Origin of the sequence: Microbacterium schleiferi (assembly GCF_020781975.1) — a bacterium.
In the GTDB taxonomy this organism is placed as follows: domain Bacteria; phylum Actinomycetota; class Actinomycetes; order Actinomycetales; family Microbacteriaceae; genus Microbacterium.
Genome location: NZ_JAJGNI010000008.1, coordinates 50,841 through 74,466, shown reverse-complemented (window position 1 = coordinate 74,466; position 23,626 = coordinate 50,841). Strand labels below are relative to the sequence as shown.

At 65.9% G+C, this 23,626-nt stretch carries 22 protein-coding genes; 20 read left to right on the top strand and 2 right to left on the bottom strand.

What is annotated here, in order from left to right:
• The first annotated feature begins 9 nt into the window (after positions 1-9).
• Genes secD through LL236_RS10760 form a run of 3 tightly spaced genes read left to right on the top strand, consistent with a single transcriptional unit; the run spans position 10 to position 5,040 of the window.
• The gene (gene secD, locus LL236_RS10770; RefSeq protein WP_228178769.1) at positions 10-1,731 is read left to right on the top strand and encodes a protein translocase subunit SecD; all 1,722 of its coding nucleotides are present in this window, start codon (positions 10-12) and stop codon (positions 1,729-1,731) included.
• Positions 1,731-2,720, top strand: a complete 990-nt coding sequence (secF, locus tag LL236_RS10765) for a protein translocase subunit SecF (protein WP_228178765.1) — start codon at positions 1,731-1,733, stop codon at positions 2,718-2,720. The genes secD and secF overlap by 1 nt, the downstream gene beginning before the upstream one ends.
• A gap of 52 nt (positions 2,721-2,772) precedes the next feature.
• A complete protein-coding gene (locus LL236_RS10760) occupies positions 2,773-5,040 on the top strand; it encodes a RelA/SpoT family protein (protein WP_308017267.1) in 2,268 nt (755 codons plus the stop codon).
• On the opposite strand, the gene LL236_RS10755 is transcribed toward LL236_RS10760, so the two are convergent.
• Positions 5,027-5,575: a hypothetical protein gene (locus LL236_RS10755; RefSeq protein ID WP_228178761.1), complete on the bottom strand. Its 549-nt coding sequence runs from the start codon at positions 5,573-5,575 to the stop codon at positions 5,027-5,029. The two genes, LL236_RS10760 and LL236_RS10755, sit on opposite strands and share 14 nt — an antisense overlap.
• Before the next feature lie 67 nt (positions 5,576-5,642).
• On the bottom strand, positions 5,643-6,899 hold the full coding sequence (locus tag LL236_RS10750; RefSeq protein ID WP_228178760.1) for a DUF349 domain-containing protein: 1,257 nt from the start codon (positions 6,897-6,899) through the stop codon (positions 5,643-5,645).
• 124 nt (positions 6,900-7,023) lie between these two features.
• Here LL236_RS10750 and LL236_RS10745 point away from each other — a divergent pair, with 124 nt between their 5' ends.
• The 17 genes from LL236_RS10745 (at position 7,024) to LL236_RS10665 (ending at position 23,579) form a co-directional block, all read left to right on the top strand.
• Positions 7,024-8,388 carry a replication-associated recombination protein A gene (locus LL236_RS10745; protein ID WP_228178758.1) on the top strand — a complete coding sequence of 455 codons (1,365 nt, stop codon included), beginning with the start codon at positions 7,024-7,026 and terminating at the stop codon, positions 8,386-8,388.
• 158 nt (positions 8,389-8,546) lie between these two features.
• Entirely contained in the window at positions 8,547-9,176 is a 630-nt protein-coding gene (rpsD, locus tag LL236_RS10740) for a 30S ribosomal protein S4 (RefSeq protein ID WP_228178756.1), read from the top strand.
• Positions 9,177-9,337: 161 nt separating this feature from the next.
• The gene (locus tag LL236_RS10735; protein WP_228178755.1) at positions 9,338-9,634 is read left to right on the top strand and encodes an ATPase; all 297 of its coding nucleotides are present in this window, start codon (positions 9,338-9,340) and stop codon (positions 9,632-9,634) included.
• Positions 9,635-9,697: 63 nt separating this feature from the next.
• Positions 9,698-12,358 carry an alanine--tRNA ligase gene (alaS, locus tag LL236_RS10730; protein ID WP_228178754.1) on the top strand — a complete coding sequence of 887 codons (2,661 nt, stop codon included), beginning with the start codon at positions 9,698-9,700 and terminating at the stop codon, positions 12,356-12,358.
• Positions 12,355-12,828 carry a Holliday junction resolvase RuvX gene (gene ruvX, locus LL236_RS10725; protein WP_228178752.1) on the top strand — a complete coding sequence of 158 codons (474 nt, stop codon included), beginning with the start codon at positions 12,355-12,357 and terminating at the stop codon, positions 12,826-12,828. The genes alaS and ruvX overlap by 4 nt, the downstream gene beginning before the upstream one ends.
• A 379-nt stretch (positions 12,829-13,207) precedes the next feature.
• Complete coding sequence (mltG, locus tag LL236_RS10720; RefSeq protein WP_228178751.1) at positions 13,208-14,494, top strand: endolytic transglycosylase MltG; 1,287 nt, start codon at positions 13,208-13,210, stop codon at positions 14,492-14,494.
• 1 nt (position 14,495) lies between these two features.
• Positions 14,496-15,335 (top strand): shikimate dehydrogenase family protein, encoded by an 840-nt coding sequence (locus LL236_RS10715; protein WP_228178750.1) that lies wholly within the window; start codon positions 14,496-14,498, stop codon positions 15,333-15,335.
• 4 nt (positions 15,336-15,339) lie between these two features.
• Positions 15,340-16,584 carry a chorismate synthase gene (gene aroC, locus LL236_RS10710; protein WP_228178748.1) on the top strand — a complete coding sequence of 415 codons (1,245 nt, stop codon included), beginning with the start codon at positions 15,340-15,342 and terminating at the stop codon, positions 16,582-16,584.
• On the top strand, positions 16,571-17,122 hold the full coding sequence (locus LL236_RS10705) for a shikimate kinase (protein ID WP_228178747.1): 552 nt from the start codon (positions 16,571-16,573) through the stop codon (positions 17,120-17,122). Before aroC ends, LL236_RS10705 begins: the two co-directional genes overlap by 14 nt.
• A complete protein-coding gene (gene aroB, locus LL236_RS10700) occupies positions 17,119-18,195 on the top strand; it encodes a 3-dehydroquinate synthase (RefSeq protein WP_228178745.1) in 1,077 nt (358 codons plus the stop codon). Before LL236_RS10705 ends, aroB begins: the two co-directional genes overlap by 4 nt.
• Before the next feature lie 68 nt (positions 18,196-18,263).
• Complete coding sequence (locus tag LL236_RS10695; RefSeq protein WP_228178743.1) at positions 18,264-18,752, top strand: GNAT family N-acetyltransferase; 489 nt, start codon at positions 18,264-18,266, stop codon at positions 18,750-18,752.
• A gap of 4 nt (positions 18,753-18,756) precedes the next feature.
• Positions 18,757-19,218, top strand: a complete 462-nt coding sequence (aroQ, locus tag LL236_RS10690; RefSeq protein ID WP_228178741.1) for a type II 3-dehydroquinate dehydratase — start codon at positions 18,757-18,759, stop codon at positions 19,216-19,218.
• 41 nt (positions 19,219-19,259) lie between these two features.
• A complete protein-coding gene (locus tag LL236_RS10685) occupies positions 19,260-19,916 on the top strand; it encodes a TetR/AcrR family transcriptional regulator (protein WP_228178740.1) in 657 nt (218 codons plus the stop codon).
• Positions 19,913-20,767: a 3-hydroxyacyl-CoA dehydrogenase gene (locus tag LL236_RS10680; protein ID WP_228178739.1), complete on the top strand. Its 855-nt coding sequence runs from the start codon at positions 19,913-19,915 to the stop codon at positions 20,765-20,767. The genes LL236_RS10685 and LL236_RS10680 overlap by 4 nt, the downstream gene beginning before the upstream one ends.
• 160 nt (positions 20,768-20,927) lie before the next feature.
• Positions 20,928-21,488 carry an elongation factor P gene (gene efp / locus LL236_RS10675; protein WP_228178738.1) on the top strand — a complete coding sequence of 187 codons (561 nt, stop codon included), beginning with the start codon at positions 20,928-20,930 and terminating at the stop codon, positions 21,486-21,488.
• A 13-nt stretch (positions 21,489-21,501) separates the two neighbouring features.
• Positions 21,502-21,936, top strand: coding sequence for a transcription antitermination factor NusB (gene nusB, locus LL236_RS10670; RefSeq protein WP_228178737.1), 435 nt, complete (start codon positions 21,502-21,504; stop codon positions 21,934-21,936).
• 77 nt (positions 21,937-22,013) lie between these two features.
• Positions 22,014-23,579, top strand: a complete 1,566-nt coding sequence (locus LL236_RS10665) for a Rieske 2Fe-2S domain-containing protein (protein WP_228178736.1) — start codon at positions 22,014-22,016, stop codon at positions 23,577-23,579.
• The last annotated feature ends 47 nt before the right edge of the window (positions 23,580-23,626 follow it).

The window sequence follows — 23,626 nt, the reverse complement described above, 5'->3', positions numbered from 1 at the left end:
AAGCATCCCGTGGCTGCATCCACTCCTGTTCGCCGTGCCTGGCGGGCCCTCACCGGTCTGCTGACAATCACGGCGGTTCTGTTCGGTATCAACGCCCTGGGCGTCTATGTGTTCAACGCAAGTTCATGGGCACCGGAGCTCGCCCTGGACCTGCAGGGCGGCACCCAGATCATTCTCGAAGCGCAGACCGCGGACGGTGCTGACCCGTCGGCCGAGCAGATGAATCAGGCTGTCACGATCATCCGCCAGCGTGTCGACGCCTCGGGTGTCGGCGAAGCTGAGGTCACCACAGAGGGTGGCAAGAACATCGTCGTGCAGATCCCGGGCGAGGCAGACGAGCAGACCCGGCAGAGGATCGAGGCCTCCGCGCAGCTGCAGCTGCGAGCTGTGCTGTACACGGGGTCGCCTGCCACGTCGTTCATCGGCGAGGACGGCGAGTCCACCCCGTATCCGACGCCGGACCCCAGCCTCGAGTCGACGCCGACAGTGGAGCCCACCAGCGGGAGCGACACCAACTGGATCACGCCGGCATTGCAGGCGGAGTTTCTTGCGTACGACTGTGCGAACCCGGACAACGATCCCGCGAACGCGCCCACTGATGAGCCACTCATCACGTGTGACGCATCGGGAACGGTCAAGTACATCCTCGGACCGGTGGAGTTGGACGGGTCATCGATCGTCGACGCGACGAGCGGACTCGAGCAGACTTCCGGTCGATGGGTCGTGAACCTGCAGTTCAACGAGTCCGGGACTGAGACCTTCGGGCAGATCAGCCAGCGGCTCTTCGGAGCGACGCCGCCGCTCGACCAGTTCGCCTTCGTCCTCGACGGCTACGTCCTGACCGCTCCGTCGATGAATGCGCAGATCCTCGACGGACGCCCGAGCATCAGCGGCAGCTTCACGCAGGAGTCCGCAAAGGTCCTTGCCGACCAGCTGAAGTACGGTGCGCTACCGCTGAGCTTCGTCGTCGTGAGCTCTGACACGATCTCGGCAACCCTCGGGTCCCAGCAGCTGCAGATCGGGTTGATCGCGGGCCTTATCGGCCTGGCCCTGGTCGCCATCTACTCGCTCATCGTCTACCGCGCCCTCGGGTTCGTGATCATCGCCTCCCTCGTCGTGATGGCGGTGCTCACGTACGTGATGCTGCTGATCCTTGGCTGGCGCATGGGCTTCCGGCTCTCGCTCGCCGGTGTCGCGGGTCTGATCGTGTCGATCGGGTTCACCGCTGACTCGTTCATCGTGTACTTCGAACGCATTAGAGACGAATTGCGCGACGGCAAGTCGATCACCGGCGCCGTCGAAGACGGTTGGTCGCGAGCGAAGCGCACGATCTACATCTCGAAGTCGATCAACATTCTCGCGGCGGTCGTGCTCTACATCCTGGCCGACGCAACGGTGAAGGGTTTCGCCTTCACCCTCGGCCTCACGACCGCGATCGACGTTTTGATCTTCATCATCTTCACGCACCCCGTGATGCAGCTGCTGGCCCGCACGAGATTCTTCTCATCCGGCCACCCGCTTTCGGGCCTCGATCCCGACGCCCTGGGCGCCGTCTACCGCGGGCGGGCACAGTTCCGCGCGCCGGTCGTGGCGCCAAAGACAGCCGCCGAGAAGCGGGCGTCTCGCTCCAAAGGTGAGGCCGCGCGCCGCCAGACGATCGCCGAGCGCAAGCTTGCCGAGTCCCGCACGTCCGGCTCTAGCCAGACCACCGAGGGAGAGGACACCCCCTGATGCGCTCCCTCAACCAGCTCGGAAACGACCTGTACAGCGGGAAGACGTCCTTCCCCTTCGTCGGCAAGCGGCGGCTGTGGTTCATCATCGCCGCGATCCTCGTCATCGGTTCGGCACTTGTGCCTTTCATCAGGCCGATTCAGTTCTCGATCGAATTCACCGGGGGCTCCCAGTTCACCGTTTCGGGTGCCACCAGCACCGACCAGCTCATCGCCACCGAAGCAGTGCAGTCGGTCGTGCCGGGCGCGACGACGAAGGTCGCGACAGTCGGTGCCGACACGATCCGCGTCCAGACCGATCAGATGACGGATGCCGAGACGCGCGATGTCGCTGCAGCACTCGCCGAGGCGTACAGCGTCGACGCGAGCGAGGTGACCACGTCGTTCATCGGCCCGAGCTGGGGACAGGACGTCACGCGCCAGTCGCTCTGGGGTCTGGCCATCTTCCTCGCGCTGACCTTCATCATCCTCGCGCTGTACTTCCGCACCTGGAAGATGTCTGCGGCAGCAATCATCGGCCTCGTCGACGTGCTGGTGATCACGGTGGGGATCTATGCGCTGTTCGGTTTCGAGATATCGCCTGCCGCAGTGATCGGGTTCCTCACGATTCTCGCGTATTCGCTCTATGACACGACAGTCGTGTTCGACAAGATCCGGGAGAACACCTCGGAAGACGGCGAGATATCGGGCCGCACCTTCGGCGAGTCGGTGAACCTGGCAGTGAACCAGACGCTGGTCCGCTCGATCAACACGACAGTCGTGGCGATCCTGCCGGTCGGCGCGATCCTGTTCATCGGGGCGTTCTGGCTCGGAGCCGAGACGCTGAGCGACATCTCACTGTCGATCTTCGTGGGAATCATCGTTGCGGCCTATTCGACGCTGTTCGTCGCGGCGCCGCTGTTCTCGCTGTTCCGTGAGGGCGAGCCGGCCATCCGTCAGCGCGATGAGCGGGTCCTCGCCGCCCGCGAACAGGCGGTAGCTTCGGCCTGATCGCCCCTAGCGCAGCGTAGGATATGGGCTCCAGCGAAGGGAGGGCTACCGGGTGACCGAGACAGTCCCGCCCGCCCAGAGCGTGCCTCCAGGGTCCTCGTCGTTGCTGAGGCTCGTGCCGCGCATCTTCTCGCGTGCCGCACGTCGCGACGATGTCGAGAAGCTCTTGCGCACCGTCCGCACGCACCATCCCAAGGGTGATCTGGCGATCATCGAGCGCGCCTACGCGATCGCCGATCGCGCCCATTCGGGACAGAAGCGTCAGAGCGGCGAGCCCTACATCACGCATCCGCTGGCTGTGGCCCAAATCCTCGCCGATCTGGGCCTTGGCCCCAAGGCTGTGGCGGCCGCCCTTCTGCACGACACCGTCGAAGACACCGGTTACTCGCTCGATGCCCTCGCCGCGGAGTTCGGCGACGAGGTGGCGATGCTCGTCGACGGGGTGACCAAGCTCGACAAGGTCAAGTACGGCGAGAGCGCGCAGGCAGAAACCGTACGCAAGATGATCGTCGCGATGTCGCGCGACATCCGTGTCCTGCTCATCAAACTCGCTGACCGGTTGCACAACGCACGGACGTGGGGCTTCGTCCCTCCCGAGAAGGCCCGCAAGAAGGCCACCGAGACGCTCGAGATCTACGCACCACTCGCGCATCGCCTCGGTATCCAGGCCATCAAGTCCGAGCTCGAGGACCTGTCGTTCGCTGTTCTGCATCCGAAGCTCTACGCCGAGATCGAGAGCCTGGTCAAGCAGCGCACCCCGCAGCGCGATAAGTACCTGCAGAACGTCATCGACGCCGTCGACACCGATCTGCGCGAGTTGCGCATCCGCGGGCGCGTACTCGGTCGCCCGAAGCAGCTGTACTCCGTCTATCAGAAGATGGTGGTGCGGGGTCGCGAGTTCGACGACATCTACGACCTCATCGGCATCCGCATTCTGGTCGCGTCGGTGCGGGACTGCTACGCCGTGCTGGGTGCGATTCATGCCCGGTGGACGCCGTTGCCCGGGCGGTTCAAGGACTACATCGCCACCCCGAAGTTCAACCTCTACCAGTCGCTTCACACGACGGTGATCGGACCGGAGGGTCGCACCGTCGAGATCCAGATTCGCACCCACGAGATGCACCAGCAGGCCGAGTACGGTGTGGCAGCCCACTGGAAGTACAAGGAGCGGATGGCCGGCGGGAAGATCGACGACAAAGCCGTCGACGCAGATCTCGCGTGGCTCGCGCGGATTTCGGATTGGCAGGCAGAAACCGCCGACCCGGGAGAGTTCCTCGATTCGCTGCGCTTTGAGATCGGCGCGAAAGAGGTTTACGTCTTCACCCCCAAGGGGCGCGTGATCGGACTTCCGGCGGGCGCGACGCCGGTCGACTTCGCCTACGCAGTGCACACCGAAGTCGGTCACCGCACGATGGGCGCGAAAGTCAACGGGCGGCTCGTTCCCCTCGAGTCCGAGCTCAAGAGCGGGGACGTCGTCGAGGTGTTCACCTCGAAGAACCCGGATGCCGGGCCAAGCCAGGACTGGCTGAGCTTTGTCAAGAGCACCAGAGCTCGCAGCAAGATCCGGGGATGGTTCACGAAGGAGCGGCGCGAAGAGGCAATCGAACAGGGCAAGGAGTCGATCGCGCGCGCGATGCGACGCCAGAACCTGCCGCTGCAGCGACTGATGAACCAGGACACGCTCAGCGAAGTAGCTGACGGACTGCGTTACGAAGACGTATCAGCACTGTACGCGGCTGTCGGCGAAGGCCATGTCTCGACGCAGTCGGTCATCGAGAAGGTCACGGCGCTCGTCAGCGCATCGAACGACACGGCCACGGGGCCGATCGACCTCCCGCACGTCGGGCGCTCGCGTCAGCCGCGCGCCGGTGACTCGGGCGTTCTCGTGCGCGGTGCACCCGACATCCTCGTCAAGCTCGCGAAGTGCTGCACGCCGGTGCCCGGCGACGAGATCCTCGGGTTCGTGACGCGGGGAAGCGGTGTCTCCGTGCACCGAGCTGACTGCACGAACGTGGCATCGCTGCGCTCGGACCCCGAACGCCTCATCGATGTGGAGTGGGCCCCGACGACCAAGAGTGTGTTCCTGGTGCAGATCCAAGTCGAAGCCCTCGACCGTTCAGGGCTGCTCAGTGACGTGACTCGCGTACTCAGCGAACACCACGTGAACATCCTCTCTGCATCCGTATCCACCACGAACGACCGTCTGGCGATTAGCCGCTTCGTGTTCGAGATGGGCGACATCGTCCACCTTGACCGCGTCCTCAATGCGGTCCGCCGCATCGATGCCGTCTACGACGTCTACCGGGTCACGTCCTCGTAGGTTCAGCGCTGCGGGAACGCAACAGGTCGAGGGCTCGCACCTTGTGCGGAACGGTGCCGGCGTGCTCTAGCCAGTCGATGCCTGCCCGGATCGTCGCGGGGTCTCGCGCAAAGCCGTCGAGAGCTGTCCGGTGGTCGGCGTCACCCACGCGAGCAAGGTCGGCGACCGTCCGCGCCGGAGACGTGACCAGCACCCCGCCGATCCGGTAGAGGTCGCTGGCGGGCAGGTACGGGTCTCGATAGTGGAGTCGGCGATGGATGACGCCGTGGATGCGATGCGGCACCGCTCGCTGCACGGTATGCCGGGAGGGCGGCTCACTGATGACACCGTGCACCCATGCTGCCGAGAGGTGAGTCGCCGCCATGAGATCGCGAAGCAAGGGCCCCAGAGACGCTGCCCGCGCGCTGGGCGTTTCCACGGTGTCTGCCGGCATATAGGCGGCGTCGATCTCGATGAGGTGCCCGTCGAGGCGTGCGGCAGACAGCTCCGCCAGCGAGAGTCGCTCATCGACGAAGTACAGAAACGGCGAGGTCATCCCCGCAGTCTGCCTCCGGTCGACTCACTCGCCGGTGCGCTGTTGTCAGTCTGTGGAGAAGTCCCGGTCAGCCCTCGACCGCGCGGAGCCAGGCGCGCCGGGCCTCGAGAGCCTCGCTTGCCTGCTTGATCGCCCGCTGGTCCTTACGTGCGGTGGCCTCGGCAAGCTCCGCCTCGAGTTTGGTGATCGCGTCATACAGCTGGCGGGTCATGTCGTTGGCACGTGCCGTGGTCTCGGGATTGTTCCGCGTCCACTCGGCGTCCTCGCGCGCACGGACAGACACTTCGATCTTGCGCAGCTCATCATCGAGGGCACGCTCCTGATCGCGCGGAAAGATGCGACCGATGTCATCCCACGACCGCTGAATCGCGGTGAGGGCGCTGCGCGCAGCGGCAAGGTCTGACATGTCGAGAATCGGGCGTGCCCGCTCGAGGAGTTCCCGCTTGGCGTCGATCTTCTCTTTCGATGCCTCGACCTCCGCAGCCTCACGACCCGCCCGTGCCGAATAGAGCGCGTCCCCGGCAGCTTTGAACCGAGCCCATAGTGCGTCGTCGACCTTCTTGCCGGCGCGGCCCGCAGCTTTCCACTCGTTCAGCAGGTCACGGTAGGCGCCGATGCCGTCTTCGCCGCGCGGCGCGAGCGCCTCTGCGCGCTCAACCAGACGGTTCTTACGCTCACGAACTGCCTTGTGCGCCTCATCGAGCTCGGCATAGAACTCGCGGCGGTGCTTGTCGACAGTTGCCCGCGCGTCTCGGAATCTCTTCCACAGCGACTGCGAGATCGACTTGGGAAGGTGCGGACCGTTCTGCTGGTGAGACTGCCACTGGTCGAACAGCGAGCTCATCTCGGCCGAGGCCGTCTTCCACTGCACGGTCTTGGGGTCGCGCGCGGCGATCGCTTCGGCCTGCTCGACGAGCCGTGTCCGCTCGGCAATCGCGGCATCCACGGCCTCCCGAGCCTGAGCGGCCTCGGCGGCGCTCGCTTCGGTCAGCGACGCGGTGAGAGCCTCGACCCGGGCGCTCAGCGCTGCGAGGTCGCCGACAGCTGACGCTCCCGAGATCTTCCCGCTGAGGGTCGCAGCTGTCGCACGCAGGTCCGCGGCGCTGGCACCACCGCGGCGGTGGCGAACTTCCAGGAGTGTGACCTCGGAGGCGAGATCAGAGAATTTCCGCTCGTAGTAGGCCAGAGCCTCTTCAGCGGTGCCGTCAGGGTATTGACCGACGACGCGCCACTGGTCGCCTTCGCGAACCGAAACCGTGCCGTCGTCATCGACGCGGCCCCAGGGCTGTTCGACGGGGGTGGAGGACGAAGCTGTGTCTGACACGGAAGGCACCTCAATGCGGCGAAGCCGCCTGCGGGGGATGGACGCTTAAGCCTAATACGGAGCGCCTCCGCGGCCAGGCTCGGATGCGGCGGCGATGTCGTCGTGCGCGGCTAGCCTGGATCCCATGGCGAACACGGCGGGGCTCTTCTCCGGGCAAACCCCGCTGCCGGTGCGGATGAGACCCACGTCCCTCGACGAGGTCGCCGGACAGCAGCACCTGCTGCGGCCGGGTGCGCCGCTTGTCGTGCTCGCGGATCCCGATGGTGGCGCGCGAGCGGCGACATCCGTCATCCTTTGGGGTCCGCCGGGGACCGGCAAGACCACTCTCGCCCAGGCTGTCGCGCGCTCATCCGGTCGCCGCTTCGTCGAGCTGTCGGCTGTCACCGCCGGAGTCAAGGATGTGCGCGAGGTGATGCAGGACGCTCTGACGCAGCGCGACCTGTACGGAACCTCCACGATCCTCTTCCTCGACGAGATCCACCGATTCACCAAAGCGCAACAGGACGCGTTGCTGGCTGGCGTCGAGAACGGTTGGGTCGTCCTGATCGCCGCAACCACGGAGAATCCGTCGTTCTCGGTCATCTCGCCGTTGCTGTCCAGGTCGCTGCTGCTGACGCTGCAGCCGCTGACGGATGCCGATCTCGCCGAACTCATCGACCGGGCGGTGTCGGATGCGCGCGGACTTGCCGGTGCCGTGGCCCTGACCGACGAAGCACGCGCTGCACTCGTGCGGCTCGCTTCCGGTGACGCCCGCCGCGCCCTTACCGCCCTGGAGGCAGCGGCGTCCCTCGCCGAACCGGAAGCCGACGGGGCAGCCGGCACGATCACCGCCGAGCACGTCGCGCAGGCGGTGGACCGGGCGCTCCTTCGATATGACCGTCAGGGCGACGAGCACTACGACGTCATCAGCGCGTTCATCAAGTCGATCCGCGGGTCGGATCCGGATGCCGCGCTGCACTATCTTGCGCGCATGATCGAGGCGGGGGAGGACCCCCGCTTTATCGCACGTCGTCTGATCATCTCGGCCGCCGAGGACATTGGTCTCGCAGATCCGCAGGCCCTCCCGCTCGCGGTTGCGGCAGCCGACGCGGTTCAACTGATCGGCTTCCCCGAGGGACGTATTCCGCTTGCTGAGGCGACGGTGTACCTCGCGACCACGGCCAAATCGAACGCCGCGTATCTGGCGATCGATGCCGCGATCGCCGACGTGCGCCAGGGCGGTGGCGGCAGAGTCCCGCCGCACCTGCGGGACGCGCACTACCCGGGAGCCGCGCGGCTCGGACACGGGAAGGGTTACCGCTACCCGCATGACGATGAGCGCGGCGTGGTCGCGCAACAGTACCTTCCCGATGCGCTGCGCGACCGCAGCTACTATCGCCCGACCTCCCGTGGCGCAGAACGGGAGATTGCGGCACGGTGGAGCCGAATCCGCCGCATCCTCGGCAGGCCGGAAGAGCCCGGCTCGGGTGCCGCTTCCGGCGGGGACTGAGAGCTCTGGTAGACTAGTTCGGTTCGAAACCGAGTTTTCGGATATCCCCTCACTCGAGATCACCTTTCGGTGCGCTGCGACGTGCGAACCGAAGCGGGAGTGCGGGATACGTCCATGAGTCGCGAGAGTCGCGGCCATGTCATCGGAAGGAATCCTTCGTGCCTACGAAGTCCCAGGACCGCCGCAAGGTGCGCATGTCGCGCGCCCTCGGCGTCGCACTTACCCCCAAGGCAGCTCGCTACCTCGAGAAGCGTCCCTATGCACCGGGCGAGCACGGCCGCACCAAGCGCAAGGCCGACAGCGACTACGCCGTCCGCCTGCGCGAGAAGCAGCGTCTGCGCGAGCAGTACGGCATCCGCGAGAAGCAGCTGCGCATCGCGTTCAACGAGGCCCGCCGCAAGGACGGCCTGACCGGTGAGAACCTCGTCGAGCAGCTCGAGATGCGCCTGGACGCGCTGGTTCTTCGTGCCGGCTTCGCCCGCACGACCGCGCAGGCTCGTCAGCTCGTGGTGCACCGCCACATCCTCGTCGACGGCAAGACCGTGGACCGCCCCTCGTTCCGCGTCGCACCCGGCCAGCTCATCCACGTCAAGGAGAAGAGCGAAGGCCTCGAGCCGTTCCAGGTCGCCGCGGCCGGCGGACACGCCGAGGTTCTGCCCCCGGTTCCGGGCTACCTCGAGGTCGAGCTCGACAAGCTCCACGCCCGTCTCGTGCGTCGCCCCAAGCGCGCCGAGGTGCCCGTGGTCTGTGACGTTCAGCTCGTCGTTGAGTACTACGCGGCGCGCTAAGCGGCGCGTAGTACAGCCGCGAAGCGGCCAACAACACCGTTACGCGGCGCGCTAAGCAGTCCGCAGAAGCACGTTCGCGAAGGGCGTCGGGGTGACCCGGCGCCCTTCGCCGTTCTCGCCTACGATGGGATGAGCCGCCGTCGCGGAAAGGGAGTGAGCGCATGAAAAACCTGCTGTGGTTCGCACTGGGACTTGCCGGGGGTTTCGTCGCCGCCCATTACGTCAACAAAGACCCACGGGGACACGAACTGCTCGCCGAGGTGGATGCTCGTATCTCGCAGTTCACCGACCGCATCGCGGATGCCTACCGCGAGCAGGAAGCTCGCATTGTCGGAATCGTCGAGGACGCCGTGGACTCGGCATCGTCGACGGTCGATACTGTGGCCGACGCCGTGACGGATACTGCGGGCGACGTCGCTGACGCGGCAAAAGACGCAGCCAAGAAGCTGACTGACTGATCTCCATGCGTGTTCGCATCGCCCCGCGCGGGCGGTGCAGTTCACCTGTGCAAAGGAAACCCGATGAAGACCGCTGAGATCGCGCAGCGCTACCTCGACTACTTCGAGAAGAACGATCACGTCATCGTCCCGAGTGCGTCGCTTGTCACCGACGACCCGTCGCTGCTGTTCACCGTCGCGGGCATGGTGCCGTTCATTCCGTACCTGACGGGCGTCGTTCCCGCACCGTATCCGCGCGCCGCTGACGTGCAGAAGTGCATTCGCACCAACGACATCGAAGAGGTCGGCAAGACCGCACGCCACGGCACGTTCTTCCAGATGCTCGGCAACTGGTCGTTCGGCGACTACTTCAAGGCAGGCGCCATCGAATATGCCTGGGAGTTGCTGACCTCGCCCGAGTCGGCCGGTGGTCTCGGCTTTGCCGAGCGGGACCTGTGGGTCACCGTGTACGAGGACGATGACGAAGCAGCCGGCCTCTGGAAGCGGATCGCAGGACTCCCTGAGGAGCGCATCCAGCGATTCGGCAAGGAAGACAACTATTGGTCGACCGGTCAGCCTGGCCCTGCGGGTCCCTGCTCGGAGATCTACTTCGACCGCGGACCGGCCTACGGTCCCGACGGGGGCCCGGCAGTCGATGACAGCCGTTTCACCGAGATCTGGAACCTCGTGTTCATGCAGTACGCGATCACGAACGTTCGGTCCAAGGTCGACTTCGATGTGGTGGGGGATCTCCCGCAGAAGAACATCGACACCGGCATGGGCCTGGAGCGCGTCGCGTTCATCAAACAGGGCGTCGACAACATGTACGAGACCGACCAGGTGCGTCCTGTGCTCGATCTCGCCGTCGCGCTGTCGGGCCGCACCTACGGTGCAGTCCACGAGGATGACGTGCGATTCCGCGTCGTCGCGGATCACGTGCGGTCTTCGCTGATGCTGCTCTCGGACGGTGTCCGCCCTTCGAACGAGGGCCGTGGTTATATCCTTCGCCGCCTCATGCGGCGCACGATCCGTGCGATGCGACTGCTCGGCGTCGACGCGCCGACGTTCCGCGAACTGTTCGCGGCGTCACGGGATGCCATGGCCCCCGCGTATCCGACTCTCGCCACCGAGTACGACCGGCTCGAGTCCGCAGCCGTCGCCGAGGAAGAGACGTTCCTGCGCACGCTTGCAGCGGGCTCGACGATTCTGGATCTCGCCGTAGCCGAGACCAAGAGCGCGGGTAAGGCCGAGATCCCGGGCTCCGAGGCTTTCCTGTTGCACGACACCTACGGCTTTCCGATCGACTTGACCCTCGAGATCGCCGAAGAGGCAGGCCTCTCGGTGGATCGGGCCGCTTTCGATTCGCTCATGCAGGAGCAGCGCCAGCGGGCGAAGGCCGACGCGAAGTCCCGCAAGCGCGCTATCGCCGATCATTCCGTGTACCGCGAGTTCCGCGCCCTCGGCGAGACGACGTTCACGGGATACACGGATCTTGAAACCGAGTCCCGCATCCTGGGCGTGCTCGTGGATGGGGTCTCGGTCGATCGCGCGACCACCGGTCAGGTAGCCGAGGTCATCGTCGCCGAGACCGCGCTGTACGCCGAGTCGGGCGGTCAGGTCGCCGACAAGGGCATCATCGTCGGTCCGGGCTATCAGCTCGACGTCATCGATGTGCAGAAGCCGGTACCGGGCCTGGTGAGTCACACCGTGGAGGTGACCAGCGGAGAAGTAGCTGTGGGCCTTGCCGCGACGACGATCGTGGATGCCGCCAATCGTCGTGCGGCAGCACAGGCGCACTCGGCGACACACCTCGTCCATGCCGCCCTCCGCGACACGCTCGGCTCGTCTGCCACGCAGTCGGGATCGCTGAACCGCGCGGGCTACCTGCGTTTCGACTTCGCGTGGACACAGGCCCTGTCGCCCGAGACCAAATCCGAGATCGAGGAGATCGCGAACAACGCCGTGCGGGACAACCTCCAGGTGACCACCCGCGTACTTGCCCTCGACGAAGCCAAAGAGCTCGGAGCAATGGCTTTGTTCGGAGAGAAGTACGGCGACACCGTGCGGATGGTCGACATCGGAGGTCCGTGGTCTCGTGAGCTGTGCGGTGGCACCCACGTCGCGACCAGCTCCGAGGTGGGCCTCATCAACCTGATCGGCGAGTCATCGGTCGGCGCTGCCAATCGCCGCGTCGAGGCGCTCGTCGGGGCGGACGCCTTCCGTGAGCTCGCTGCCGAACGGGCGATCGTCTCACAGCTGACCTCGTCGCTGAAGACTCCCCGGGATCAGCTGCCGGCGCGCATCGCTGAGCTGACCGCGAACCTCAAGGCAGCCGAGAAGAAGATCGCGTCGCTGCAGGCGAAGGCTCTGAGTGAGCAGGTTCCGGATCTCGTTGCCGGAGCTCGTCGTGTGGGTGCTCTGTCCGTGGTCGCTGCTAACCTCGGACGCGCGGGCTCGGCTGACGACGTACGTGCCGTCGCACTGAAGGTTCGTGAGCGACTCGGTTCCGACGCTGCGGTGGTGGCTCTCGGAGGCGAGGTCGACGACCGACCGGTCGTCATCGTTGCGACGACGGAAGCGGCTCGCTCGCTCGGGGTGAAGGCAGGTCCCCTCGCGAAAGCTGCGGCGACAACACTTGGCGGCGGTGGCGGGGGACGCGATGATCTTGCCCAGGGCGGTGGTAGCGACGTGAGCGCGCTGGCGCGGGCCCTTGATGATGTCGTGGCGGGGCTGCCCCGACCGTGAGCGGATTTCGCCGCGGCATCCGTCTCGCCGTCGACGTCGGCAAGGCCCGCGTGGGGGTCGCCCAGTGCGATCCGGACGGGATGCTCGCGACGCCGACTGAGACGGTTGCGCGCGGCGACGGCACGATCGGCCGCCTGATAGACCTCGTGCGCGAGGTCAGTCCGCTCGAAGTCATCGTGGGGCTACCGATCAATCTCCGCGGAGAGCGCACAGCCTCAACCGAGGATGCAGAGTCCTTCGCCCACGAGCTGAGAGAGCGAATCGGCGTTCCGATCCGGATGCTGGATGAGCGCCTCAGCACGGTCTCGGCGCACAGCGCACTACGCGCGTCCGGCAGAAACACCCGATCTTCTCGTACGATTGTGGATCAGGTTGCCGCCGTCGTGCTCTTGCAGCAGGCGTTGGACATCGAGAAGAGCACCGGCCGCCCACCGGGTGCGCTACTACCCCCCGCCGAGGAGCCCGCCTGACATGCCCGACGATTCGTCACCGTTCGACGATCCGTTCGCCGATCTTTTCGGGAAGCTCCCGGACGGCCGTTCGCGACCCACCGCAGGCGCAGCCTCATCGTCAGAACCGTCATCTTCCGCGAACACCGAAGGCGACCCCGCTGACACCGCGGCGGAAGACCACGCACAGGACCAGGGCAGCGGTCAGCCGACGTCGCCCTCGCAGGGCGAAAAGCCAGCATCGGTACCCGATTCCGAGGGATTACCCACGCAACCTCCGCCGTCGCGACGCGCAGCCCGCGAAGCGCGCGCCTCGGCCGCGAGCGGCAGCTCCGGGTCGGTTTCTCAGCTCCCCGCGCAGCCGAGGAGCGCGACCGGCTCTGGCTCGAATAGCGACGATGTGCCACCTGAGCTCTTCTGGGCCGCGGTCGCAGCTCCGCCAGCCTCAACCCAGACTCTCACCTCGACCTCGACATCCGTCCCTCGTGCGGATCGTTCCGCGCCGGCCTCGGCCGGCACCCTCGATGACCTCTTCACGGGAGAGCGCACCACGGATGACATCGGCATGACCCCTCCGCCCGCAGAACGCCGTCGCCGCCGTCGCGGTGGATGGATCGCCCTCATCATCGTGCTCGTGCTCTTCGGCGGTGCTGCGGCCGGTGGTTGGTGGGTGTGGTCGAACTACGAGGACAAGATCCGCGAGGTGTTGGGCTGGGAGGAGCCGCAGGAGTACGAGGAGGGGATGGCCACCGGTGAGGCGTTCCTCACGATCGTCTCGGGCGATACCGGCGCCTCGATCTCACCGAAGCTCTACGAGGCCGGGGTAACGAAGACGCCTGACGCGTTCTATGACTACCTCGTCGCCGAAGACTTGAATCCGCCGTTTGTACCCGGGGTGTTCCGTCTGCAGCAGCAGATGACCTCAGCTGCCGCACTCGAGGCGATTCTCGACCCGGCCAACAGGATGGAGAACACTGCGCAGCTACGCGAGGGACTCACGGTCGACCAGTCGATCCAGATCCTCTCGGAGAGCCTGGCGATTCCGCTTGAAGACTTCCAAGCCGCAGTGGCCGACCCCAGTGTCTTCGGCGTTCCCGTCAACGAGGCTGTCGTTGCCGCGGGCGGGCAGCCGCTGGAGGGCTGGCTCTTCCCGGCTACCTACACGTTCGACCCGGGCGTGACAGCGCAGCAGGTGATTCAGACCCTCGTCGACCGCGCGGTCCAGTCCTTGGATACCGCAGGCGTGCCTGTCGATGATCGGGAGCGCATCCTCACAATCGCCTCGATCATCCAGCGCGAAGCCCGTTTTGAAGCCGACTTCTACAAGGTCTCGCGCGTCATCCAGAACCGGCTCGATCAGGGCATGAAGCTGCAGATGGACTCGACTGCCCAGTACGGCTACGGCGAACTGCACGATGGGACCGTGAGTTCTTCCGGCGAGGCTCTGACCGACGACAATCCGTGGAACACCTACGTCATCGACGGGCTACCGGTTGGCCCCATCGCCAACCCCGGAGACCTCGCGATCGACGCGGCCATGCACCCCGAGGATGGCCCCTGGCTGTACTTCGTCACGGTGAACCTCAATACCGGTGAGACGGTCTTCACGACCAACTACGATGACCACCTCGCCGCCGTCGAGCAGTGGCGCCAGTGGTGCACGGATAACCCCGACGCCGGATGTTGAGGTGACGGATCGTCCTCCGCGTCTGGAGGTTTGGGGCGACCCGATCGAGCACAGCCGGTCGCCCCAGTTACACGCCGCCGCGTACCGCGTACTCGACCTGGACTGGTCCTACGGATGCCGCCGGGTCACGGCGGTGGGGTTCGCCACAGAACTGGCCTCGCTCGACGACACCTTTCGAGGCTTATCGGTCACCTACCCGCTGAAGGAAGCAGCTTTCGCGGCATCCGTGACCCGCGACGCGCGCGCGGAGCTCACGGGAGCAGTAAACACGCTGCTGTTGACCGGCGCTGGGCCCTCCGGCTTCAACACTGACGTCGGCGGAATAGTCAGTGCCCTCGCTGACTGCGGGATCGCCGAGCTGCGCCACGTCCGGATCGTCGGGGCAGGCGCCACAGCGACATCCGCGCTCGTGGCTGTCGCCGAGCTCGGTGCGGACCAGATCGAGGTTGCAGCGCGCCGGCCCGAAGCTGTCGCCGCGCTCAGCGAGATCGGCGAACGGCTGGGCCTGTCCGTTCACGGGGTCCCGCTCACGCGACCAGAGCCCGTACCGGTCGATCTGACGATTGCGGCACTGCCGGGCGGTGCGGTGGTGCCCGAGGCCGACGCCGACGCGCTTGCCTCCGGCGGCGGGCCGTTGTTCGACGTGGTCTATGGGCAGGGGATGACATCACTTCAGGCAGCCTGGTTGCGCGCCGGCCGTGACATCTATACGGGCGAAGCGATGCTGCTGCACCAGGCGGTACTGCAGGTGCGGATCTTCGTCGGAGGAGATCCAGCGGTTCCGCTTCGCGACGAGTCGGCTGTCGTCGGCGCGATGCGCGCGAGCCTCGTGGGAGACTAGACCAATGCTCCGCGTGCTCACGGCCGGCGAATCGCACGGCCCCGAACTGGTTGCCGTCATGGAGGGTCTTCCCTCCGGTGTGCCCGTTTCCCGTTCAGAGATCCAGGCCGACCTTGCTCGTCGCAAGCTGGGATACGGGCGCGGATCCCGCATGAAGTTCGAAGAAGACGAACTCACGATCTCCAGCGGCGTCGTGCACGGCCTGAGCCTGGGCAGCCCGATCGCGCTGCGTATCGCCAACACCGAGTGGCCCAAGTGGGTCGAGGTCATGAGCGCTGAGCCCGTCGAACTGACCGAGAGGTCGCGCGGTCGGGGAGCAGCACTGACCCGTCCTCGCCCCGGCCACGCCGACCTGGTCGGGATGCAGAAGTACGGCTTCGATGAGGCACGGCCCATCTTGGAGCGCGCAAGCGCCCGCGAGACTGCTGCTCGGGTCGCGCTCGGAGCCATCGCCCGCGCGTTCCTGGCAGAGCTCGGCATCCGTCTTGTCTCTCACACGGTGGGTATCGGCCCGGTCGAAGCTCCCCGGGACGCTCCGCTGCCCACGCCGGATGACGTGGAGGCACTGGATGCCGACCTGATGCGCTGCTTCGATCCGGAGACCTCAGCGCGGATGGTTGCCGAAGTCGATGACGCACGGAAAGCCGGCGACACCCTCGGCGGTGTCGTCGAGGTGCTCGCGTTCGGGCTCCCCCCGGGGCTCGGCAGCCACGTGCACTGGGATCGCCGGCTCGACGGCAAGCTAGCGCAAGCGCTCATGAGCATTCAGGCGATCAAGGGCGTCGAGGTCGGCGATGGATTCCTGACCACGCGGCGGCGGGGCTCGGAAGCCCACGACGAACTGTTCGCCACCGACGGCGGCATCGCCCGGGCCACCGATCGCGCCGGAGGCACCGAAGGCGGCATGTCTACCGGCACGGTGCTTCGGGTCCGGGCCGGCATGAAGCCGATTGCCACGGTTCCGCACGCGCTTCGGACTGTGGACGTCGCCTCCGGCGAGACCGCCAGCGCGCACCACCAGCGTTCGGACGTGTGCGCGGTCCCGGCAGCCGGCGTGGTCGCTGAAGCCATGACGGCCCTCGTGCTCGCTGATGTCGTGCTTGAGAAGTTCGGCGGCGACAGTGTCGCTGAGACACGACGCAACCTGCAGTCCTACCTCGACGCGATTCCTGGAACGCTGCGAACGAGCGCGGAAAGCGACGACTCGCTGCTGGATGCCGCGGTTCTCACCGGCGATGGCTCCCACTAGCCCGCTCGTTCTGGTCGGCCCCATGGGGGCGGGAAAGACGAGCATCGGCCGTCGCGTTGCCAAAGCGTTGGGCATCAGGTTCATCGACACGGATGCCGTGATCCAGCGCGAGCATGGGCCGATTGAGCAGATCTTCGAAACCCACGGCGAGTCGACGTTCCGTGCCTGGGAGCGTGAGGCAATCCAGAACGCCCTTGGGTGGGGCGGTGTTGTCGTGTCGCTCGGCGGCGGTGCAGTGTTGAATGCCGACACTCGTGCGGATCTGGCGACATGCGATGTCGTGATGCTCACTGTCGACCCTCGCGTCGTGGCGGGGCGGATTCAGGGAACCGCGCGCCCGCTCCTGACCGGTGAGGACCCCATGGAGCGGTGGCGGCGCATCTGGCAGGAGCGTCGTCCCCTGTATGAGAGCGTCGCCGACATCACGATCGACACCTCGACCGGCCCCCTGCAGCACGTTGTGGACGAGATCGTCGCTTGGGCACGCCCGCGTGCAGCGTCATCCGAACCATGCGACACCGCGAAGGAACAGTCATGACCCCTCCGACGACGATCGCCGTCACCGGCGACAACCCCTACGACATCACGATCGGGCGCGGCATCCTGGATTCGGTTGCGCAGGCCCTCCCGGCAGCCGCCCAGCGGGTACTCATCGTGCACCCGCCGACACTGTCAGCACAGGCCGAGGAACTCCGAGGACGCCTTCAAGGGGAGCGACAGGTGCTTCTCGCCGAGGTGCCCGACGCCGAGGCCGGCAAGCGCGTCGAGGTAGCCGCGTTCTGCTGGCAGGTGATGGGGCAGGCGAACTTCACTCGCACCGATGCCGTCGTCGGCTTCGGCGGGGGAGCGGTCACTGATCTCGCGGGCTTCGTCGCGGCGACCTGGCTGCGCGGGGTGGCCGTGGTCCAGATCCCGACGACGGTACTCGGCATGGTCGACGCGGCGGTCGGCGGAAAGACCGGCATCAACACGGCCGAAGGAAAGAACCTGGTGGGCGCCTTCTGGCCACCGACCGCCGTCGTCTGCGACCTCGACCTCCTCGAAACGCTCTCCCGCAACGAGACCGTCGCGGGATTCGCCGAAGTCGTGAAGGCCGGCTTCATCTGGCATCCGGAGATCCTCGAGCTGATCGAGCAGGACCCGGATGCCGCCACAGATCCGGCATCCGCATCGTTCCGACGGTGTATCGAGCTGGCGATCGGGATGAAGGCGCGAGTGGTCTCCGAGGACCTGCGCGAGGCCGGCCTTCGCGAGGTCCTCAACTACGGTCACACCCTCGGTCACGCCATCGAGCACACCGAGCGGTATCAGTGGCGCCACGGGGCCGCGATCTCGATCGGCATGGTGTTCGCCGCTGAACTCTCTCGGCTTGCCGGGCGCCTTTCCGACGATGCCGCCCAGCGACACCGCGACATCCTGACCTCGCTCGGTCTGCCCACCACCTATCGAGCGGGCGCATGGCAGCAGCTGCTCTCGACGATGCAACGCGACAAGAAGACGCGGGGGAGCATGTTGCGCTTCATCGTCCTCGACGACATCGCCCGCCCCACCGTGCTGCAGGCCCCCGACGAATCCCTGTTGTTCGCCGCCTATCAGGAGGTCGCCGAGTAGTGCGCGACCTGCCGCGTCCGGCAGCGCAATACGAAGTACGTCGAGTCCAGCTGCACGAATGGGCAGACGTGCGCGACCTGCGTATCCGTGCGACCGGCGACCCGGACGCGGCGCTGGCATTCCTCACCACCCAAGACGAAGAACTCGCCCGAGAAGACTCCTTCTGGCGGGAGCGAACGGCAGGCGGTGCCCTCGGCGAGAATGCTGCACAGTTCGTAGCCATCGCTGCCGGTGAGCGCTGGATCGGCACCGCGACCGTGCTGCTGCGTGCCTCCGGCGACATCGACCACCTCGGCCGCGCCCTCACGGCGCCGCGCGCAGATGTGGTCGGCGTGTACATCGACCCCGGACTCCGCGGGCGGGGACTGCTCGGCGATCTCATTGACGCCGCGTCAGCATGGGCCGCAGAACGCGGGCATGACGCTCTGACACTGGATGTCCACCGTGACAATCTGCGCGCACAGCGTGCTTATGCGCGGATCGGATTCACACCGACCGGCGTCACGCTCGTGAGCTCGATCGGGCGCGAGCTCGAAATGCGCCGGGCAATAGAGTGACACCGTGACGTCAACTCCGCGCCGGCTCCTGCTGCTCAACGGACCGAATCTGAATCTGCTCGGGACCCGCGAGCCCGACGTGTACGGACGAGAGACACTCGCGGATGTCGAAGCTCTCGTCTCGCGGACGGCCGCCGCATCCGGCTTCGAGGTGCGTGCACTGCAGTCGAACCACGAGGGCGTGCTCATCGACGCCATCCACGCAGCTCGAGAGGATTGCGCCGGAATCGTGATCAATCCCGGCGGGTTGACTCATACGTCGGTGTCGCTACGTGACGCTCTCTCGGGCGTCGCGCTGCCGGTCGCCGAGGTCCACATCTCGGACGTGTACGCACGCGAGGAATTCCGTCACTATTCGTACATCCGCGACATCGCCGCCGTCCACGTGGTGGGCGAAGGTGTGACCGGCTACGCACGTGCGACCGATCTGCTGATCGACATCATCGCCGGCCACGCCGACGGCTGACGGACGAATAATGAGTAGACTCATTTCTGAGGCTACTCATTATGACCGCAGAACAAGGCCGCCGAGAACGCAGCAAGCTCCAGAAGCGTGCGCGCATCTTCACCGCCGCACGTACCCTATTTGCGGAGCACGGTTACGCCGAGGTGACGACCCAGCAGATAGCCGAACATGCTGACGTCGCCGCGGGAACTGTCTTTCGGTACGCGGCGACGAAGGCGGAGTTGCTGCTGATGGTGTTCAACGCGGACTTTCGAGCCTGCGTCGAGCGCGGTCTGGCCGAGGCCGCCGGCGTCTGGCCCCCGACGGCCGCGATCTGGACTGCGCTGGCGCCCACGCTTGCGGCGGCTGCCGCTCGCCCTGCCGACACTGCTGCGTATCAGCGCGAGCTCATGTTCGGCGGGGAGGCGGATCCGCATCGCGCCGAGGGACTCGCCATCGTCGCCGACCTCGAGGGGGGAATCGCCCGTCTGCTCGCGGGGGAGACCCCTCCCGATGACGCGTATAGCGCTGCGCGCGCCGTGTTCGCCTGCGCGCATGTCGTTCTTGTGCGCGCGAGCACCGGCGGTGACCTCCTCGCCGCGCAGCTGCAGATACAGATCGAGCAGATCGTCGCCGGCTGGGACCGGCGCACCATCCGCGCAGCCGATGTGCCGCGCACAGCCGAGCGGGCGATCCCCGCTGGAGAGAAGGAATCATGACCGACATCACCACTGTCGCCGTCCTGGGCACAGGCGTCCTCGGTTCGCAGATCGCGTTCCAGACCGCGTACAGCGGATTCGCCGTGACCGCTTATGACATCAGCGATGACGCGCTAGCCGCGGCACGGGAACGCTTCGCCCACCTCGCCGCCACGTACCGCGCCGAGGTTCCCGGTGCTGCCGAGGACGGTAAAGCCGACCTCGCGCTGATGCGTCTGACGCTCTCCACCGACCTTGACGCCGCAGCCCAAGCCGACCTCGTCATCGAGGCCGTACCCGAGGTACTGGACCTCAAGCGTGACGTGTACACCAGGCTCGGCGAGCTGGCGCCGGCGAAAACGATCTTCGCGACCAACTCGTCGACACTGCTGCCCTCCGACATGGTCGAGTTCACCGGACGGCCGGATCGCTTCCTTGCGCTGCACTTCGCGAACAGAGTGTGGAAATTCAATACGGCCGAGGTGATGGGCACGACGCAGACCGATCCCGCCGTCTTCGCCACCGTCGAGGAATTCGCCACCGAGATCGGCATGGTGCCCATCGCGATTCACAAGGAGAAGGCCGGCTACGTTCTCAACACTCTTCTCGTCCCGCTGCTGAACGCAGGTATGGGCCTCGCCGCCGGCGGCTACGCCTCGGTCGAGGACATCGACAAGACGTGGCGCATCGCGACCGGTGCACCCCTGGGACCGCTGCAGATTCTCGATGTGATCGGACTCACCACGCCGTACAACATCTTGACGCACAGCTCGACGGGAGACGAGAAGCTCGCCACATGGCTGAAAGAGACCTACATCGATCAAGGCAAGCTCGGCGTTGCCACCGGCGAGGGCTTCTACAAGTACGCGTGAACCGGATGCGGCAGGTATGCGGTCCGGCATTTCGCCGGCCGCGTACCGCTGCCTCCTCCATGGGCGACGGTGCGTGCCGGCCGATCCCGTAGAATCGTGCGTCGGACCTGCCTCGACGAGTTCAGTGTCCCTCGGAAACCCAAGAACGGAACCTCCTCCCATGGCATCCACCGCAGACATCAAGAACGGCGTCGTCCTCAACATCGATGGACAGCTCTGGAGCGTCGTGGAGTTCCAGCACGTCAAGCCGGGCAAGGGCGGCGCATTCGTGCGCACCAAGCTCAAGAACGTCCTGACCGGCAAGGTCGTCGACAAGACCTTCAACGCCGGCGCCAAGATCGAGATCGAGAACGTCGACCGCCGCGACTACACCTACCTGTACAACGACGGCGACAGCTTCGTGTTCATGGACCAGACCGACTACGACCAGATCAACGTGCCCGCCGCCACCGTCGGCGACGCGGCGAACTTCATGCTCGAGAACCAGCAGGTCACCATCGCGATGAACAACGGCACCGCGCTCTACCTCGACCTGCCGGCATCCGTTGTGCTCGAGATCACCTACACCGAGCCGGGTCTGCAGGGCGACCGCTCGTCGGCCGGCACAAAGCCTGCAACCGTCGAGACGGGCTACGAGATCCAGGTCCCGCTGTTCCTCGAGACCGGCACGAAGGTCAAGGTCGACACCCGGACGGGTGACTACCTCGGCCGCGTCAACTGACGCGACAGCACCGATGAGTGCACGTTCGAAGGCGCGCAAGCGTGCGCTGGACATCCTGTTCCAAGCTGACGTCCGCGGTGAGGATGTCGCGCTGACACTTGCCGCAGAAGCCCGTCGCGCCGCGTCCGAACCGGCGCGCGAGGCGTCGTGGCTGTACGCCCGTGAAATCGTCGACGGTGTGATCGACAATGCGCCGGCGATCGACGAGGCGATCACGGCCGCCGCGAAGGGCTGGACGCTTGTCCGAATGCCGGCCGTCGACCGCGCGTTGTTGCGCATCGGCACGTGGGAGATCGTCTACAACGACGGCGTTCCCGCCGCCGTCGCGATCGATGAGGCGGTGGAACTCGCGAAGGAGTTCTCGACCGACGACTCCGGCGCGTTCGTGCACGGTGTGCTCGGTCGTGTGGCGCGCGGGGGCGAGACTGCCACGGGAAAGCTCGACTGACCCGCCGCATTTGCACGGCGTGATCCCACTGCCGACGCGCAGGAGCCGCCTACACTCGTCTCGGGAGAGGAGCGTCCATGCGCATCACCGGACTCGGACATGCCGGCATGTTCATCGAGACCACGGGAGGTTCGATCCTGTGCGACCCGGTCATCGGGCCGTCGTTCTTCGGATCCTGGTTCCCGTTCCCTGACAACCGGGGGTTGGATTGGGAGCGTTTCGGCGCCGCTGACTTCCTCTACATCTCTCACCGGCATCGCGATCATTTCGATCCCCGGATGCTGCACCGGTACGTCCGCCGCGACATCCCCGTGCTGTTGCCGGAGTATCCGACAGATGACCTCGAACGCGACCTGATCGACCTCGGCTACACGAACATCGTCCGCACGGAAGCCGGCGTCCCGGTGACGTTCGGTGAGATGACGCTCATGATCACGCCGCTGCGCGCCCCCTCCGACGGCCCGATCGGGGACTCGTCGCTGTCGGTGGACGACGGCACCGCCAGCATCCTGAACCAGAACGACTCGCATCCGCTGGACCTCGAGAAGCTGCTCGCCTTCGGTCGCCCGGACGCGTACTTCACCCAAGTCTCCGGAGCCATCTGGTGGCCCATGGTCTACGACCTGCCGCAGGATTCGAAGCAACACTTCGCGCAGCTCAAGCGCGACGCGCAGAACAAGCGCGCGATGTACTACATCGACAAGGTCGACGCCGGGCATGTCTTCCCGATGGCGGGACCGCCGATGTTCTTGCGCGAAGAGTTGTTCCGCTACAACGGCACCGGGCTTGAGAACGATTCGATCTTCACCGATCAGGCAGAGTTCCTCGAGCACCTGCGCGCGGAGCGGCCTGACAAGGCGGGTCACCTCTTCATCCCCGGAACCCAAGTCGACATCGTGGGCTCCGACGTGACGATCACCCAGACGCTGTACACCGATGCCGAGATCGAGCGCATCTTCCACGACAAGTGGACCTACCTCGCCGAGCAGCGCGACAGTCGGCAGGACGAGGTCCGCGCCGAGGAGTCGCGGCGTGCGACAGTACTCCCGCCGCAGGAAATGCTCGCGGCGATCAAGGAATGGTGGGAGCCGCTCCTGCGGCGGGCCCGGACGATCCGCGATGGCGTCGGTGGCAACGTCCGGTTCCGCATCGGCGAACTCGATATGGTCGTCGACTTCCCCAAGGCGAAGGTTCGCGAGTACGCGGGGGAGGAGTGCATCTACTGGTACACGATTCCGGCTGACCTCGTCTCGACCAATATCGCCGACCACGAGATCGACTGGTCCAACTCGATCTTCCTCTCGATGCAGTTCTCGGTCGGTCGCAGCGGCAAATTCAACGAGTTTCTCACCACGTTCCTCAAGTGTCTGTCGCGTGACCGCATCGAGTACGTCGAGAACTGGTACGCGGAGCAGTCAGATCAGACCGAGGATGTGCAGCTCGAGGACTGGGTCGTGCAGCGCCGTTGCCCGCACCTCCGGGCCGACCTCACCAAGACCGGCAAGATCGAGGACGGCGTACTGACCTGTTCCCTGCACGACTGGAAGTGGGATCTTGCCAGCGGCAAGTGTCTCACCACGACGGGGCATCCCATCCGGTCACAGCGGATCATCGAGACGGCTGACGCGCCTGCGATTCCCTGACGAGCGCTTCCGGTAGGCTCGGACTACAGCAACCTTTAACACCGTCC